The organism is Streptomyces sp. 549, from assembly GCF_030124175.1.
Taxonomy (GTDB): Bacteria; Actinomycetota; Actinomycetes; order Streptomycetales; family Streptomycetaceae; genus Streptomyces.
The window spans coordinates 244,048-259,692 of sequence record NZ_JASKMT010000003.1; the positions used below are offsets into that span (position 1 = coordinate 244,048).

The window sequence follows — 15,645 nt, forward strand, 5'->3', positions numbered from 1 at the left end:
GGGCGCGGAACGGAAATACTGTGGTGGCTTACTTCTCGACGATCGCGAGAACGTCGCGAGCCGAGAGGACGAGGTACTCCTCGTTGTTGTACTTCACCTCGGTGCCGCCGTACTTGCTGTAGAGCACGATGTCGCCGACCTTCACGTCGAGTTCGACACGCTTGCCGTCCTCGATCCGGCCCGGGCCCACAGCGAGGACGGTGCCCTCCTGGGGCTTCTCCTTCGCGGTGTCCGGAATGACCAGGCCAGAGGCCGTGGTCTGCTCGGCGTCGAGCGGCTGGACCACAATGCGGTCCTCGAGCGGCTTGATGGCAACCTTGGAGCTGGCGGTCGTCACGATCCGACCTCCCCCTTCGGAGATCTCACGGGGTCAATGTCTGGGGTACGACCTGGTAGGTCCGTCGTCGCGGGTGCCGGACCTGCCTGCCGTACTTCTGGCACTCCCTTAGGGAGAGTGCCAACGCCGACATTATGCCGCTGCTAGCACTCGGTCAAGCCGAGTGCCAATCCAGCGCCCCCGCACACGTCCCCCGGCAGCCCTTCGCACCCCGCCGGACGCCCACGGAAGCTACCCTGGGCGAAGGACCGCAACGCGCCGCGCCAAGCGTCGTGCCGAGCACAGAGGCTGCGCGGATGACCGCAGAACCAGTGACCTCCGAAGCGGACGACGCCCCCCTGCCGGCCTGGTTCTATCCCCCGCCGAACGGTTGGACCGCCGACGACCTGGACCGGCTGCCACCGTCCGCGCCCCGCTTCGAACTGATCGACGGAACCCTCGTGTTGCGCTCGCCGCAGACCTACTTCCACAGCACGGTGATGCGGCGGCTCGCCAACGCGATGGAGATCGCAGCCCCCGGGGACCTCCGAGTGGTGGTGGAGATGACCGTGCGGCTCGGCGAGAGGCAGCGTCCCGAGCCCGACATCCTGGTCGTCAACGCCGCGCCGACCACCACCCGTACCGCCTTCACCCCCGACGAGGTCGAACTCGCCGTGGAGATCGTCTCCGCCGAGTCCCGCGAACGGGACCGCAGGGCGAAGCCCCAGCGGTACGCAGAGGCGGGGATCCGGCACTTCTGGCGGGTCGAACGGGAGGACGGCGGCGGCGGTGCCGGGCAGGACGCCCCGGTGGTGCACGTCTGCGAACTCGACGACACCACCGGGAGCTACGTGCCCACCGGCATCCACCGCGGCCGGATGACCGTCCCCGTGCCCTTCGCGATGGACATCGACCTGACCGCGCTCTACCGGCGCTGAACAGGGCCGGCCCGCCCGGTGTCCCGGGCGGGCCGGGGCGTCAGATGTAGTCCTCCAGCTTCGCGAAGGCGTAGCCCTGGTCGGCCGCCACGCGCAGGGTGCGGCGGACCATGTCGGTCATGCTCCCGCCCCACTGCTCGGGGCCGCGGAAGTGGGTGAGGATGATGTCGCCGGGGTGGAACCTCTGGTCGGCCCGGCTCCAGTCGAAACGTTTCGCCCAGGCCTCCTCGGCCCACAGTGGGACCGCCCTGATGCCGCAGGAGGCGGCGGCGCGCAGCGTGTCGCGGTTGTAGGCGCCGTAGGGCGGACGGAAGAGGCCGGGCGCCTCGCCCATCTCCTTCCTCAGCACCTCCTGCTGCCCGCAGATCTCCTTGCGCTGCTGCTCGTAGGAGAGCTTGGGCATCTCCTTGTGGTGCAGGGTGTGGTTGTGGATGGCGACGCCGTCGTCCCGCATCCGCCGGAAGTACCCGTAGTCGTCGTTGGAGACGTAGTCCGCGAGGAACGCGCTGTAGGGCACCTCCAGCTCCCGCAGCATGGTCAGCAGCTCGGGGTCCTTCTCGTGGCCGTCGTCGATGGTCAGGAAGACGACCTTGTCCTCGGTCGGCACGCGGGTGATCACCGGCGGCAGTCCGCGGCCCGACAGGTGCCAGGGGTCGCTGACCGGTTCCAGCCGTTCGGCGGGCGGCGGGGGCGGGCGCAGCGGCAGCTTCTTCACCTTCCACCGCACCGCCGCGGACGCCCGCCGGGCCTCGGCCCGGCGCAGCCGGTCGGCGTAGGCGGCCAGCGAGGCGGCGGCCAGTTCCGCCTGGGCGCGCTGGGGAGCGCCCAGCGCGGGCTCGGGGCCGGCCAGCAGGGCGCCTGGCCGCCCGTCCGGCAGCCCCGGCGCGGCGGGCACACCCGGCGCGCCGGGCAGCACGCCGGGCCGTCCCGGCGCCTCACCGGCCAGCGGTTCGTCCAGTCGGGGCGGGGTGTCGGCGGTGTCGGGGCCTCCGGTGGCCGCGCAGGAGACCGCGAGCAACACGACCAGGGAGACGCCGCAGGCTCGGCGCAGGCGGCGTTGCACGGGGCGGTTGTGCACTCCGTGTCCCATTTGTGTGATGAGCGACATAACGCCGGATGCTGTCACCGGGACCGGCGCGGGCGGCGTCGGCATTCCGTGCGGGCTGGGAAAATGGCCCGTGTGGCCGCATCCGAATCACCCGACACGCCCGACACGCCCGGCGCCGCTCTCCACGGCGAGCAGTCCGCGGTCCGAGGCGCCCCCGCAGCACCCGACGCCGACGCCGACGTCGCCGACTTCGAGGCGCTGCTGACCGACGAGGGGCAGCAGCTGCTGGACGAGCTGCGCGACCACGACCCGGCCCGCGAGCTGGCCCTCGCCACCCGGTTGCGCCGCGACCACCCGCCGCACCTGGTGTCGGCGGCGCTGGGGCAGGCCCGGCTGCGGCAGCGGGCGGTGGCCAAGTTCGGCGCGGACGACGCCCACCGGATGTACTTCACGCCCGACGGCGTCGAGCAGGCGACCCGGTCCTCGGTGGCCGCGTACCGGGCCCGGCGCATCGCCGACCTGGGCGTCGGCCGGCTCGCCGACCTGTGCTGCGGCATCGGCGGCGACGCGCTCGCCCTCGCCCGCGCCGGTGTCGACGTGCTGGCCGTCGACCGCTCGCCGCTGGCCTGCGCCGTCCTGCGGGCCAACGCCGCCGCGCTGGGGCTGGCCGACCGGATCGAGGTGCGGCAGGCCGAGGTGCACGACGTCGCCCTCGGCGGCTTCGACGCCGTGTTCGTCGACCCGGCCCGCCGGGGCGGCCGGGGGCGGATCTTCGACCCGGAGTCCTACTCGCCGCCGCTGTCCTGGGCCCTGGAGGTGGCCGCGCGGGTGCCGCACGCCGCGCTGAAGATCGCGCCGGGCGTGCCGCACGAGGCGCTGCCCGAGGCAGCCGAGGCCGAGTGGATCTCCGACGGCGGCGACGTCAAGGAGGCCGTGCTCTGGTTCGGCGGCACGCCGGGCCGCCGCGCCACGCTGCTGCCCGGCGGCCACTCGCTGCCCGGCGCCGGGCTGCCCGATCCGGAGCCGGGCCCGGTCGGCCGCTACCTGCACGAGCCGGACGGCGCGGTGATCCGGGCCCACCTGGTCGCCGAGGTGGCGCAGCAGGTCCACGGCCGCCTGATCGACCCGACGATCGCGTACCTGACGGCGGACGAGCTGCACCGCACGCCGTTCGCCCGCAGCTACGAGATCACCGACGTGATGCCCTTCCACCTCAAGCGGCTCAAGGCCCTGCTGCGGGAACGCGGGGTCGGGGTGCTGACGGTGAAGAAGCGGGGTTCGGCCGTGGAGCCCGAGGAGTTCCGCCGCCGGATGAAGCTGTCCGGCCCGCACTCCGCGACCGTCTTCCTCACCCGCGTCGCCGGCGCCCCCTCGATGCTGCTCGGCCACCCGGTCTGACACCCCGGCGGCTCGTACGCCGCACCCGGCCCCGGCGGCTCGTGCGTCACACCTGCTGGAAGCGCCAGCGGTGGACCGGTCGGGCGGTGGTGCCGGGGGGCGGGTCGGGGATCTCGGGCAGGTCGGCGTCGTAGGCCGCGTGCCACCAGGTGATCACCAGGACGCGGTCACCGGGCGCGGTGAACGTCTCGCGGCGGACGGGTTCCGGGGCGAGCGGCCGGGTGCGGGCCCAGGCCAGCAGGTCGTCGGCCCGTCCGGGAGCCGCCTTGGCCTCCCACATCAGGGCGGTGGTGGTCGTCGTCACGAGTCGTAGAGGTTCTTCCTGCTGAGTTCGTGCACGTGGTCGTGGTCGTGTGCATGCCCGTGGGCGTGGTCGTGCGGGTGGTCGGGCGGGTGGTCGTGGTCCTGCTCGTGCGGCTGGCCGGCGCCGGGCACGTGGGGTTCGGTGACGGGCAGGGAGGAGTCGGCGGGCAGGTCCCAGTCGGAGGCGGGACGGTTGCGCGCGACCATCTCCGCGCCGAGCGCGGCGACCATCGCCCCGTTGTCGGTGCACAGCTTGGGGCGCGGCACCCGCAGCGTGATGCCCGCCGCGGCGCAGCGCTCGGCGGCCATGGCGCGCAGCCGGGAGTTGGCGGCCACGCCGCCGCCGATCATCAGGTGCTCGACGCCCTCGTCCTTGCAGGCCCGGATCGCCTTGCGGGTGAGCACGTCGGTCACGGCCTCCTGGAAGGAGGCGGACACGTCGGCGACCGGCACGTCCTCACCGGCCCTGCGGCGGGCCTCGACCCAGCGGGCGACGGCTGTCTTCAGGCCGGAGAAGGAGAAGTCGTAGGGGGCGTCGCGCGGGCCGGTCAGACCACGTGGGAAGTGGATGGCGGTCGGGTCGCCCTCCCTGGCCATCCGGTCGATCAGCGGGCCGCCGGGGAACCCGAGGTGCAGCACCCGGGCGACCTTGTCGAAGGCCTCGCCCGCCGCGTCGTCGATGGTGGCGCCCAGCGGGCGGACGTCGGAGGTGATGTCGGGTGCGAGCAGCAGCGAGGAGTGGCCGCCGCTGACCAGCAGCGCCATCGTCGGTTCGGGCAGCGGGCCGTGCTCCAGCTGGTCGACGCAGATGTGCGAGGCCAGGTGGTTGACGCCGTAGAGGGGCTTGCCCAGCGCGTAGGCGTAGGCCTTGGCGGCGGACACGCCGACCAGCAGCGCCCCGGCCAGTCCCGGGCCCGCGGTGACGGCGATGCCGTCCAGGTCGGAGGCGGCGACTCCGGCCTCCTTCAGGGCGCGCTGCACGGTGGGGACCATGGCCTCCAGGTGCGCGCGGCTGGCGATCTCCGGGACGACGCCGCCGTACCGGGCGTGGTCGTCCACGCTGGATGCGACGGCGTCGGCCAGCAGGGTGTGGCCGCGCACGACACCGACGCCGGTCTCGTCGCAGGAGGTCTCGATGCCGAGGACAAGCGGCTCGTCAGCCATGGGCGGTGGTTCCTTGGTCGGTGGGTGCGGCGGCGTCGGGCGCCTCGGTGTGCGGGCGGCGCATCACCAGGGCGTCGACGTTGCCGGGTTGGTAGTAGGCGCGCCGGAATCCGACGGGCTCGAAACCGAAGCGTGCGTACAGGCGCTGGGCGCGGTCGTTGTCGACCCGCACCTCCAGCAGCACCTCGGTGCAGGCGAAGGCGGACGCGGCGGCGAGCAGCGCGGTCAGCAGCCGCGACCCGAGTCCGGTGCCCTGGTGGTCGGGGGCGGTGGCGATGGTCTGCACGTCGCCGGTGCCGTCGACGGCCGCCAGGCCGCCGTAGCCGACCAGGCGGCCGGTCGCGGTGACGGCGACGAGGTAGCGGCGGTTGGCGTGCGGGCCGCGGGCGTGGGCGAGTTCGGACCAGAACATGCCGGGCGACCAGGCGTCGTCGGGGAACAGCTCGTGCTCCAGGGCCAGCACCGGTTCGATGTCCCACCAGCGCATCTCGCGGAGCGTCACCTCCGCCGGGTGCCGCGTCACGTGGGCGTGACCACCTTGTAGTTGGCGGGCACCTGCGCGTCGGGGCGCCGCAGGTAGAGCGGTTGCGGCGGCAGGAAGCCCGGCCCGGTACCGGGGTTGTCCCGGAGGATGCCGACGGCCAGTTCGGCGAGGGCGGCGGCCGACTGGTGCTGCGGCAGGTCCGGGCGGACGCCGGTGAAGGTGTCGGCGTACAGCACGGCGCCCGCGCCGGCCGCGGTCAGACCGGCGACCTGCTCGGCGATCCCGGCGGGGCGGTCCACCGCCGGTTCGGTGGCCCGGGTCCGGTGGTCGGTGTAACGCGCCCAGTAGACCTCCTTGCGCCGGGCGTCGGTCGCGACGACGAAAGGCTCGGCGAGGCCGGTCGCGAAGGCGATGCCGTCGAGCGTGCACAGACCGTGCACGGGCACGTCGAGCGCGGCGCCGAAGGCGGCGGCCGTGGCCAGGCCGACGCGCAGACCGGTGTACGGGCCGGGGCCGACGCCGACCACGACGCCGGTGAGCGCGGACGGTGTCAGGCCCGCGTCGGAGAGCACCCGGTCGACGGCCGGCAGCAGCAGTTCGCCGTGGCGCCGGGCGTCGACCTGGTCCCGGGAGGCGAGCACCCGGTGCCCGTCGTGGAGGGCGACGGTGACGGCGGGGGTCGCGGTGTCGAGAGCAAGCAGCAGCACGGGCCAAGCCTACGGCTCGGGCGGCGCGGGGTGCGCGCCCGCCCGGTGGTCCGGCACGGCCCCGGCGGGCCGGGAACGGCGGTGCTCTGCTGCTAACGTCAGGTGTGGACCAGTCAGCTGTACGAGAGGTGACCCACCGTGGCGCGGAACAGCGCGGGGATGTTCGTGGCCGGGTTGACCGCGGCGGCCCTGGCGGTTGTCGGCGTGCTCGCCTACCAGGCGTCCGCCGCGCAGGACAAGGCCCCGCAGGCGCGGGAGTCCAAGCCCCCCGCGACCTCCTCCCCGGCGCCCGGCGCCTCTCCCGAGAAGGCCGCCGACCCGGCCGCCCTGCCCGCGGACTCCGGCACCGGCCGGCGTGTGGTGTACGCGCTGGAGGCGGGACGGGTGTGGCTGGTGGACGAGAGCGGCAAGGTCAACCGCACGTACGAGGTGACGCCGGGGTCGGTCAGCCCGCTTCCCGGCGAGTACACGGTGTCGTCCCGTTCGGCGCACATCACCGGTTCGGACGGTGTGCCGGTGGAGAACGTGGTGCGGTTCGCGCAGGTCGGTGAGGCCGTGGTCGGCTTCAGCGCCGCTCTCGACGGCAAGGCGCCCGCGCCCGACCCGGAGAAGAAGACCGGCGGCATCCGCGAGAAGCGCAAGGACGGCGCCGCGATGTGGGTCTTCGCGACCATCGGCACGAAGGTCGTCGTCATTCCCTGACGCCCGTTCCCTGGCGCCCGGTGTCGCCCCCTTGACCCGCAGGACGCCTCACCGCGTCACGTGGCGCGGGCGTGTGCGTGTCAGGCGGTAGTGCGTGTCAGGCGGCGTCCGGTGTGGCCGCGTCGCCTGAGGAGGCCCGCGGCGAGTGGTCCCGTCCGCCGCGCGGAGTCCGCTCGGTGCCGGACGCCTGCCCGCGCTCCGGCGCTTCCGGCGGGGTGGAGACCGCTTCAGCGGCGGCGCAGGACGCGAGCAGTGCCGCGAACGGCGGGTCACCGGCCGACGACGACCGGGTGTGCTGCGGCATGACCCCTCCTCCCTCCGGGTTAGGTCTACCTAACCCGACCTGACTCCCATGGGAACACGCACCCCGCCGCCTACGCAAGATTTTACCGACAGTGTGTCGGAACAGCGGCCCGCGAGAGCGGAGGCGCGGTTCGGGGGTGGCACGACTGATTCCGCCGCAGGGGCGCGACCGGATGCCCCCGACCGGTGATCGCCGTGACAGGGGGCGTGACGAGGGGGAGCGGGCCGGGTCAGGCCGGTGCGGTCAGGGCGGCCAGGTCCGCGTCCCGCCAGCGTTCACCCACGCCGGTCAGCGTCACGGTCCGCTCGTCCGGGCCGCCGTCCTCCGCACCGGCCGCGTCCGCGCCGATCGCGCGCTCGATGACCACGTGCAGCCGGTCGTCGGACAGCTCCTCGACCTTGCCGTCACCCCACTCGACGACCACCACCGACTCCGGCAGCGAGACGTCGAGGTCGAGGTCCTCCATCTCGTCCAGTCCGCCACCGAGCCGGTAGGCGTCCACGTGCACGAGGTCCGGGCCGCCGTGCAGCGACGGGTGCACGCGGGCGATCACGAAGGTCGGCGAGGTGACCGCGCCCCGCACCCCCAGCCCCTCCCCCAGACCGCGGGTGAGCGTCGTCTTGCCCGCGCCCAGCTCACCGGTGAGCAGCACCAGGTCCCCGGGGCGCAGCACGGCGGCCAGCCGCCGGCCCAGTTCCTGCATACGTTCCGGCGTCGTGACGGTGATCGCAGTGCGCATACCGACGATGCTAAGCGCTGCCCGGCCCTCCCCCGGTCCCTCCCCGGCGGACGGCCGCCAGGGGCCGGAAAATCCGGGAAGCCGCGGCGCCGGCGCTGCTAGCCTCGTTGCCATGGCTCGAGGTATCTGGTCGCAGAGGACGCGCTCCGCCCGCTGACGGCGGCGCCCCTCACTCTGCTGAATCCGCGCACGCCGTCCCGGTTCCCGCCGGGCGGCCACTTCCCGCTGCCCGGCTCCCCTGCGAGCTGCGGAGCACGCGTTGAACCCCACCTCACGCCCTGATGCCACCCCTGCCACCACCCCCGCCACCACCGTTGCCACCGCCCCTGCCCTCAACGCCGAAGCCGGGTCACCGCCCGTCGGGGCCGGGGGCAGCGCGCACGTCCGCGCCGACGGCGTTGGCGTCGTGCGCGCGTCCCGACGGGTGCTGGACGGCGTCTCGGTCACCGTCTCCTGGCTTTGTCCACGAGAATGGACAGCAATTGTTCAGCACTTCGGACAGCACTGGGGGGAGCTCTCGAATCGAACAGCAAGCAGTTGCAAGGAGCGGCGTTACGGCATCGAACCGATCGCCCAACTGCGCGATACTCCTCGGCTCTCACCGCGCCAAGGGCGGCGCGGTCCAGTTCTCTTCGCGCGCCGCCAGATGGGTGACAGACACCGGTAGGCCGGGGCGGGTGGGGCCCCTGCCGACCGGTGATCAGGACCGGTCGGCGGGAGCGCGGTGATCAGCTGGCGTCTTCCTCCGCGGCGATCTGTGCCTGCACTTCGGCGCTGTCGGTGCCAGCTGCGCGGTTGCCGTAGCCGCGGTGGATGACCATGAGTTGGTCTTGCGTGCCGTTCTTGTCGCGGTAGACGACGACCGCTGGTCCGGCGCCGCTGGTGTGGCCGGGGAACTTCTGGTCGTCGGTCCAGGGGCCGCTGCCGGGCTTGTAGCTGGTCCACCACAGGTTCTGGTCCCCGTTGCCGTGGCCGCGGTGGACGCAGTAGAGCCTGTTGTCGAAGACTGCCAGGCCGGGCCCTTCCAGGCTGGAGTGGGCGCGGAACTTGTTGTCCGAGCCCCAGCCCCCGGCGCTCGTGTAGGTGGTGTGCCACAGGGAGGTGTCGGCGCCGCTGCCTCGGTGGACCATGTGGAGCGTGCTGCCATACACCGCCAGTGCAGGGTTCGAGGCTGTGGAGTGGCCGGGGAGCGGGGTGTCTTGGGCCCAGCCTCCGGCGCTGGTGAAGGTGGTGTGCCACAACGTGCTGTCAGAGGTGGCGCCCTTGTGGACGCAGTGCAGCTTCCCGTCGTACACCGCCAGAGCCGGGCCGACAGAGCTGGAATGGGCGCCGAGCGGCCTGTCTGCGGACCAGCCACGGCCGTCGAAGGTGGTGTGCCACAACTTGGTGTCGCTGCCGTGCCCGCGGTGGACGCAGTGCAGCTTCCCGTCGTACACCGCCAGAGCCGGGCCGGCGGCGCTGGAGTGCGCGCCGAACTCCGTGTCCACAGACCAGCCGTTGTCGGGGTCGAACGAGGTCCACCACAGCTGCTGGTCGTCGAAGCCGCGGTGGACGAGGATCAGACGGCCGTTGAACACCGCCGCCGCCGGGTTCGCGGCGCTGGCATGGGCCGGGAACATGGTGTCCTCGTTCCACTGAAAGTGACCGGTATCCGCGCTCCGACCGAACACCGTCCACCACAAGTTGGGGTCCTCGGAGGGATTGATACCGATCGGGATGAGCATCGTCGGCGAGATCCACGGCGAGACCAGCTTGCAGCCATACCCCCTCGACACCGCCTGCACCCAGACCTTCTGCGCCATGGCCGCCAGAGTGACCAGCGTCGACAGGGGCTCCTTGAGAGCTTCGCCGAGGATGTCCGCGAGGAGGTCCTTGATCTCGAGGTACGCGTCCACCGCCGCCTGGTTCAGGTGAACCTCAAACCCCCACCACTTCGCCTCGAACCGAACGGTGGCGCCCAGCGTCTCAAGCTCCTTGCGTGCGTGCTCCGCCCTTTCCACCAGCTCCGGCGGTGGCGTGTCGTAGAGCCCGCTGTTCTGCGGCGCGCTGTCCTGGGACTCGGTGGACTGGTCAATGGCCATGGTTTTTCCTCTCCACTGGTGAGTGTCGTACCGGCTTGCCCGGGCTCGTGACTCGAGGATTCCGGCGGACATCAGGATGCACGCATAGCGCAGAGTGATGACTGCATAGAGTCACTGATTGGCCTCAGGGCTACTCAATCTGGCGGAAAACAGCCACGACCAGCCTTACGGTGAAAACCGACCCGGCTGTCGCCAGGCGCGGACGGGAGCGACGGCGCACGCGCCCGCCCACGGCGGTGTCCTACCTGGCTTGAGCCCCGGCACCGCGTCGAGCCACGGCCCTTCCTGCCAGGCGGTCCGCTCCCACTGGCTGTTCCCGACTGCCCCGACCCTGCCCTCAAATCGAACGCCGGCAGGGCTGAGTGCTGTCCGGAGTGCTGAACAATTGCCGTCCAAACTCGTGGACAAGGCCAGTCTCCGCGCGGTCGCGCGTCGCCGTCGTAAGCGAGAACGGCCGCGGCAAGACCACGCTGCTGCACGTCCTCGCCGGAGTGGTCACCCCGGACGAGGGCACCGTGCGGCGCACCGGGACGATCGGCCTGGCCCGGCAGGAGCTGTCCGCACGGGACGGCGAGACCGTCGGCAGCCTGACGGCGGAGGCGCTGGGCCCGCCGCTCGCGGCGCTCGCCGCGCTGGACGCGGCGACCCTCGCACTCGCCGAGGGTGAACCCGCTGCCGACGACCGCTACGCCGCCGCGCTCGACGCCGCGACCCGGCTCGACGCGTGGGACGCCGGGCGCCGGGTCGACGTGGCCCTCGCGGCGCTCGGCGCCTGCCGCGACCGCGACCGGCCGCTGTCCACGCTGTCGGTCGGGCAGCGCTACCGGGTCCGGTTGGCGTGCCTGCTCGGCGTGCGGCACGACGTGCTGCTGCTCGACGAACCGACCAACCACCTGGACGCCGACGGCCTGGACTTCCTGACCCGCAGACTGCGCGCGCACGACGGCGGGCTCGCCGTCGTCAGCCACGACCGGGCGCTGCTGCGTGACGTCGCGAACCGGTTCCTGGACCTCGACCCGACCCGCGACGGCAGGCCGCGCCTGTACGCGGGCGGCTACGACGCCTGGCAGGCGGCCCGGCGCCGGGAGCGCGAGCGCTGGGAGCAGGACCACGAGGAGCAGCAGGCCGAGCACCGGCGGCTTCAGGAGGCGGCGTCGCGGGCCCGTGACCGGCTCTCCACCGGCTGGCGGCCGGACAAGGGGACCGGCAAGCACCAGCGCCAGTCCAGGGCCCCGGGTGTCGTCCAGGCGCTGAAGCGGCAGCAGGACGCCTTGGAGGCGCACCGGGTCGACGTGCCGGAGCCGCCGCCCGTGCTGCGGTGGCCCGACCTCGCGGTGCGGCCCGGGGCGCCGCAGGCGCGGGCGCACGGGGTGGCGGTGGACGGGCGGCTGCCCGGCCCGGTCGATCTCACCCTCGACGGCGGCGACCGGCTGCTCGTCACCGGGCCCAACGGCGCGGGCAAGTCCACGCTGCTCGCCGTGCTGGCGGGTGCGCTGGAGCCGACGGACGGGCACGTCCGGGCGGCCCGGGGGGCGCGGATCGTCCTGGTGACGCAGGAGACCGCCGAGCAGGACCCCGCGCTCACCGCCCGCGAGGTGTACCGGCGCCATGTGGAGCGCCTGGTGGCCGGCGGGACGGTGCGGGACGCCGACGCCGTGCCGCTCGGCACGCTCGGCCTGCTGGGGTCGGACGCCCTGCGGACTCCGGTGGGCCGGATGTCGCAGGGGCAGCAGCGGCGGCTGGACCTGGCGCTGGCGCTGTCCGGGCGTCCCGGGCTGGTCCTGTTGGACGAGCCGACCAACCACCTGTCGTCAGCGCTGGTCGAGGAGCTGACCGGCGCGATCCGCGGCACGAGCGCTGCCGTCGTCGTCGCGACGCACGACCGGCAGTTGCTGCGGGACCTCGCGGACTGGCCCCGGCTGGACCTGCCCGGGGGTCCCGGGCCGGGCGCCCGATCCTGCACCGCCCGGACGTGACGCGGCCACCGGGCGGGACGACGGCCACCGGGCGGGAAGCGACTGCCGGGCGTGAGGCTGCCACCGTGCCGCCGGGGCTGTGTGCCTGGCGGAATCGGGGCCTACGTGCCGGACGGGTTCTCCGGGCCCTCCGCACCTTCCGGGCCCTCCGCACTTTCCGGCCCCTCCGCACCGGCTGGCCCCTCCGCGCACGCCGGCCCCTCCGCACCCGCCCGGGCGGCCGGGGCGGGCTCGCCGGCGCCGGTGGACCAGCGGCGGCGGGCGGCCCGCAGGTGCGGGCCCTCCTTGACCGTGCGCGGCAGCAGCGACAGGCCGGCGCGCAGGGCACGGGCCTGGACGTCGGTCACGGGGGAGACGAGACGCCAGCCGGGCAGCCCGTACATGCGGCGGGCCCAGCCCGGCAGCATGGCGAAGGCCAGCCCGGCGAGGCCGACCCAGACCGGGCGGGCCGGGGTGGCGAACTGGACCCAGGTGGGCAGCGGCGGCAGCAGCGCGAACCGGGCTGCCTCACGGGCCGCCGGGGTGAGCTTCAGCTCGCCGCGCATCGCGGTGAAGTAGTCGGCCAGTTCCGCCGTGCCGGAAGGGACCGGGTGGTCATCGGGTACGCCGACGAGGTGCGCCACCCGGGCCTGCTCGCGGAGGTAGGTGTCCGCCTCCGCGTCGGTCAGGCGCAGGCCGGAGCGGCGGGTGACGCCGAGGAAGGAGTCGACCTCGCTGCAGTGCACCCAGGTCAGCAGGTGGGGGTCGTCGGCGCGGTAGTCGAGGCCGGTGACCGGGTCGGTGCCGCGCACGTGCAGGTGCACCTGCCGCACCTTCGCCACGGCCGCCTCGACCTCCGGGCCGGTGCCGTAGGTGACCGCGCCGATGAAGGAGGCGGTCCGGTAGAGGCGGCCCCACGGGTCCTCGCGGAACGCGGAGTGCTCGGCCACCCCTGCCATCGCCAGCGGGTGCAGCGCCTGGAGCAGCAGCGCGCGCAGTCCGGCCAGTCCCATTGCCGGGTCGGCGTGCACGCGCCAGGAGACCGACCCGGCGCCGAAGAGGCCCTCGGCCGGGATGCGGGTGTGCGCGGCGGACGCCATGCCCCCATGGTGCCTGGCCACCCGCTCGTCCGTCGGGCCCGGACGGCGGCCGGGTGCTCAGCGCCGGGTGGTGCGGGCGCCGCGGGCCGCGCGGGGGATGCGGCGGCCGGGGGGCGGCGTGCAGGCCCGTTCCATCAGGTCCAGCAGCCGCCCGTTGAGCAGTTCGGGCCGTTCCAGCATGAGCAGGTGGCCGGTGTCGGGGACGATCTCCAGCAGGGCGTCCGGCAGCAGCGAGGCGATCGCCTCGCTGTGGGCGTGCGGGGTGAGCTGGTCCTTGTCGCCGGCCATCACCAGCGAGGCGCAGGCGGTGAACGCGGTCAGCGCCTCCGTCTTCTCGTGGCCGTGGAACGCGGGGTAGAACTCGGCGACGACGTCGATCGGGGTGGCCTCGATCATGCGCTCGGCGAAGCGGGCCACCGCCGGGTCGACCGTGCGCGGCTCACCGAAGGAGTAGTGCTTGACGAGGCCGGCGAGCAGGTCCGCGGTGGCGGCCCGGCCGCGTTCGACCAGCGTCGAGTAGGCGGCCAGCGTGTGCAGCACACCGGGTACCACGCGGCGCAGCGCCCGCATGCCGGAGGCGGGCAGTCCGTAGGTGACCTCGCCGAGGCCGCCCGCCGAGGTGGCGACGAACGCCGCGCCGACCACACGTTCGGCGACCCAGTCGGGGAACTGGGCGGCCAGCGCCATCATCGTCATGCCGCCCATGGAGTGCCCGACCAGCACCACCGGCCCGTCGGGGACGGCCGCGTCGAGCACCGCCCGCAGGTCCCGGCCCAGCCGTTCGATGCTCACCGGCACCGCGCCGCGGGCACCGGCGGCCTGCGCCCGGCCGCGTTCGGACCGGCCGTGGCTGCGCTGGTCCCAGTAGACGGCCCGGACGGTGCCCAGCTCGCGCAGCGCCTCCCGCTGGAAGTGCCAGGAGTCCTGGGTGAGGCAGTAGCCGTGGCTGAACACCAGGGTGGGTGCCGGGTCGGTGCGGCGGAAGCGGTGGCGGCGCGGGGGCTGCTCGGTGGGCTCGTCGACCTCGTAGTGCAACTCGGTGCCGTCGTCGGCGATCGCGGTGCCGGCGGTGCCGCGCAGCGTGCCGTAGGGGCCGGTGGCGTCCAGTGCCAGCTTGGCCTTGCGGCGCACGGACCGCTGCACGGTCAGCCGTTCGACCGCCACGCCGGCCGCCACCACGCCCAGCGCCGCCCCGGCGACGCCTGCCCGGCGCGCCCAGCCCTCTGCCGTCACGGTCTGCTCTCCGCTCGTGCTGCTCACTCCCCCGCGTACAGCCGCGGTACCCGGGGGCCGATGCGAGTGATGATCTCGTACCCGATGGTGCCCGCCGCACGCGCCCAGTCCTCTGCGGTGGGTTCGCCGCGGTCACCAGGGCCGAAGAGTACGGCCTCGTCGCCCACCGCGGCACGGTCGCCGCCGAGGTCGACGACGAACTGGTCCATGGCGATCCGCCCGGCGACCGTGCGCGGCTTGCCCGCGACGAGCACCGGCCCGGTGTTGGATGCGTGCCGCGGGATGCCGTCCGCGTAGCCGGCCGGGACGAGGGCCAGCGTGGTGGGGCCGGGCGTGGTGTAGGAGTGGCCGTAGGACACGCCGTGCCCGCCGGGCACCTCCTTGACCTGCGCGAGGGCGGCGACGAGCGTCATGGCGGGGCGCAGTCCGAAGTCCTCGGGCACGCCCACCTCCGGCGACGGCGACAGGCCGTAGACGGAGACGCCGGGGCGTACCAGGTCGAAGTGGGACGCGGGCAGCGTCAGCGTGGCGGGCGAGTTGGCCATGTGCCGCACCTCGGGCCGCAGCCCGGCGCGTTCGGCGGCGCCCAGGGCCTCGCCGAACGCGGCGAGCTGGGCGGCGATCGAGGGGTGGCCCGGCTCGTCCGCGCAGGCGAAGTGCGACCACACGCCGGTGACCTGGACCAGTCCGGACGCCTCGGCCTCGCGGGCCGCCGCCACCAGGTCCGCCCAGTCGGCGGGCTGGCAGCCGTTGCGGCCCAGGCCGGTGTCCGCCTTGAGGTGGACGCGGGCGGTACGGCCGGTGCGCAGCGCGGCGGCGGTGATCTCGTCCAGGGCCCAGCGTCCGCTCGCGGAGACGTCGATGTCCTCGGCGACGGCCTCCGCCCAGGGGCCGCCCGGCGTCCACAGCCAGCACAGCACGCGTCCGCGGTCGCCACCCGCGCGCAGCGCCAGGGCTTCCTCGGGCGTGGCCGTGCCGAGCCAGCTCGCGCCCGCCTGGCGGGCGGCACGGGCGCAGGGCAGGGCACCGTGCCCGTAGGCGTCGGCCTTCACCACGGCCATCAGCTCGGCGCCCGAGGCCCGGGCGCGCAGGGCGCGCACGTTGCCGCGCAGGGCGTCCAGGTCGATCTCGGCGCGCAGCCTCGGCGGCGTACGTGGTGCGGTGTTCACCGCT

The 15,645-nt window shown here is 73.9% G+C and carries 16 protein-coding genes; 4 read left to right on the forward strand and 12 right to left on the reverse strand.

Annotated elements, in window-relative coordinates:
- Positions 1–28 precede the first annotated feature (28 nt).
- Complete coding sequence (groES, locus tag QNO07_RS05220; RefSeq protein WP_283990325.1) at positions 29–337, reverse strand: co-chaperone GroES; 309 nt, start codon at positions 335–337, stop codon at positions 29–31.
- A 296-nt stretch (positions 338–633) separates the two neighbouring features.
- Here groES and QNO07_RS05225 point away from each other — a divergent pair, with 296 nt between their 5' ends.
- Entirely contained in the window at positions 634–1,254 is a 621-nt protein-coding gene (locus QNO07_RS05225) for a Uma2 family endonuclease (protein ID WP_283990326.1), read from the forward strand.
- A 40-nt stretch (positions 1,255–1,294) separates the two neighbouring features.
- Here the strand turns inward: QNO07_RS05225 and QNO07_RS05230 are convergent, their stop codons facing one another.
- Positions 1,295–2,317, reverse strand: coding sequence for a polysaccharide deacetylase family protein (locus QNO07_RS05230; protein WP_283990327.1), 1,023 nt, complete (start codon positions 2,315–2,317; stop codon positions 1,295–1,297).
- 243 nt (positions 2,318–2,560) lie between these two features.
- Between QNO07_RS05230 and QNO07_RS05235 the strand changes: the two genes are divergently transcribed.
- Complete coding sequence (locus QNO07_RS05235; protein ID WP_502961786.1) at positions 2,561–3,700, forward strand: THUMP-like domain-containing protein; 1,140 nt, start codon at positions 2,561–2,563, stop codon at positions 3,698–3,700.
- A 46-nt stretch (positions 3,701–3,746) separates the two neighbouring features.
- On the opposite strand, the gene QNO07_RS05240 is transcribed toward QNO07_RS05235, so the two are convergent.
- From QNO07_RS05240 to tsaB, 4 genes are read right to left on the reverse strand one after another with little or no spacing between them, the layout of a single operon-like run.
- Positions 3,747–3,980, reverse strand: coding sequence for a hypothetical protein (locus tag QNO07_RS05240; RefSeq protein WP_283990523.1), 234 nt, complete (start codon positions 3,978–3,980; stop codon positions 3,747–3,749).
- Positions 3,981–4,000: 20 nt separating this feature from the next.
- Entirely contained in the window at positions 4,001–5,167 is a 1,167-nt protein-coding gene (gene tsaD, locus QNO07_RS05245) for a tRNA (adenosine(37)-N6)-threonylcarbamoyltransferase complex transferase subunit TsaD (protein WP_283990329.1), read from the reverse strand.
- Positions 5,160–5,690: a ribosomal protein S18-alanine N-acetyltransferase gene (gene rimI / locus QNO07_RS05250; RefSeq protein WP_349636805.1), complete on the reverse strand. Its 531-nt coding sequence runs from the start codon at positions 5,688–5,690 to the stop codon at positions 5,160–5,162. Before rimI ends, tsaD begins: the two co-directional genes overlap by 8 nt.
- A complete protein-coding gene (gene tsaB / locus QNO07_RS05255) occupies positions 5,687–6,358 on the reverse strand; it encodes a tRNA (adenosine(37)-N6)-threonylcarbamoyltransferase complex dimerization subunit type 1 TsaB (RefSeq protein ID WP_283990330.1) in 672 nt (223 codons plus the stop codon). Before tsaB ends, rimI begins: the two co-directional genes overlap by 4 nt.
- Positions 6,359–6,496: 138 nt before the next feature.
- Between tsaB and QNO07_RS05260 the strand changes: the two genes are divergently transcribed.
- Positions 6,497–7,060: a hypothetical protein gene (locus tag QNO07_RS05260; RefSeq protein ID WP_283990331.1), complete on the forward strand. Its 564-nt coding sequence runs from the start codon at positions 6,497–6,499 to the stop codon at positions 7,058–7,060.
- Between the two features lie 97 nt (positions 7,061–7,157).
- On the opposite strand, the gene QNO07_RS05265 is transcribed toward QNO07_RS05260, so the two are convergent.
- The 3 genes from QNO07_RS05265 to QNO07_RS05275 all read right to left on the reverse strand — a co-directional run bounded on the left by QNO07_RS05265 (position 7,158) and on the right by QNO07_RS05275 (position 10,184).
- Positions 7,158–7,364, reverse strand: a complete 207-nt coding sequence (locus tag QNO07_RS05265) for a hypothetical protein (RefSeq protein WP_283990333.1) — start codon at positions 7,362–7,364, stop codon at positions 7,158–7,160.
- Positions 7,365–7,593: 229 nt separating this feature from the next.
- Complete coding sequence (tsaE, locus tag QNO07_RS05270; RefSeq protein ID WP_283990334.1) at positions 7,594–8,103, reverse strand: tRNA (adenosine(37)-N6)-threonylcarbamoyltransferase complex ATPase subunit type 1 TsaE; 510 nt, start codon at positions 8,101–8,103, stop codon at positions 7,594–7,596.
- 728 nt (positions 8,104–8,831) lie between these two features.
- Complete coding sequence (locus QNO07_RS05275) at positions 8,832–10,184, reverse strand: DUF8189 domain-containing protein (RefSeq protein ID WP_283990335.1); 1,353 nt, start codon at positions 10,182–10,184, stop codon at positions 8,832–8,834.
- A gap of 374 nt (positions 10,185–10,558) precedes the next feature.
- On the opposite strand from QNO07_RS05275, the gene QNO07_RS05280 reads away from it, so the two are divergent.
- Entirely contained in the window at positions 10,559–12,160 is a 1,602-nt protein-coding gene (locus tag QNO07_RS05280) for an ABC-F family ATP-binding cassette domain-containing protein (RefSeq protein WP_283990336.1), read from the forward strand.
- 101 nt (positions 12,161–12,261) lie between these two features.
- Here QNO07_RS05280 and QNO07_RS05285 read toward each other — a convergent pair whose 3' ends face one another.
- The 3 genes from QNO07_RS05285 to alr are packed head-to-tail and all read right to left on the reverse strand — an operon-like array spanning position 12,262 to position 15,641.
- Positions 12,262–13,239, reverse strand: a complete 978-nt coding sequence (locus tag QNO07_RS05285; protein ID WP_283990337.1) for an oxygenase MpaB family protein — start codon at positions 13,237–13,239, stop codon at positions 12,262–12,264.
- 57 nt (positions 13,240–13,296) lie between these two features.
- On the reverse strand, positions 13,297–14,499 hold the full coding sequence (locus QNO07_RS05290) for an alpha/beta fold hydrolase (protein WP_283990338.1): 1,203 nt from the start codon (positions 14,497–14,499) through the stop codon (positions 13,297–13,299).
- Positions 14,496–15,641 (reverse strand): alanine racemase, encoded by a 1,146-nt coding sequence (gene alr / locus QNO07_RS05295; protein WP_283990339.1) that lies wholly within the window; start codon positions 15,639–15,641, stop codon positions 14,496–14,498. Before alr ends, QNO07_RS05290 begins: the two co-directional genes overlap by 4 nt.
- Positions 15,642–15,645: the final 4 nt, after the last annotated feature.

What these genes read in the sequence shown, in the direction of transcription:
- QNO07_RS05225 (WP_283990326.1), top strand. Translation starts at nt 634, where the DNA reads ATGACCGCAGAACCAGTGACCTCCGAAGCGGACGACGCCCCCCTGCCG.
- QNO07_RS05240 (WP_283990523.1), bottom strand. Translation starts at nt 3,980, where the DNA reads ATGTGGGAGGCCAAGGCGGCTCCCGGACGGGCCGACGACCTGCTGGCC.
- tsaD (WP_283990329.1), bottom strand. Translation starts at nt 5,167, where the DNA reads ATGGCTGACGAGCCGCTTGTCCTCGGCATCGAGACCTCCTGCGACGAG.
- QNO07_RS05265 (WP_283990333.1), bottom strand. Translation starts at nt 7,364, where the DNA reads ATGCCGCAGCACACCCGGTCGTCGTCGGCCGGTGACCCGCCGTTCGCG.
- tsaE (WP_283990334.1), bottom strand. Translation starts at nt 8,103, where the DNA reads ATGCGCACTGCGATCACCGTCACGACGCCGGAACGTATGCAGGAACTG.
- QNO07_RS05275 (WP_283990335.1), bottom strand. Translation starts at nt 10,184, where the DNA reads ATGGCCATTGACCAGTCCACCGAGTCCCAGGACAGCGCGCCGCAGAAC.
- QNO07_RS05285 (WP_283990337.1), bottom strand. Translation starts at nt 13,239, where the DNA reads ATGGCGTCCGCCGCGCACACCCGCATCCCGGCCGAGGGCCTCTTCGGC.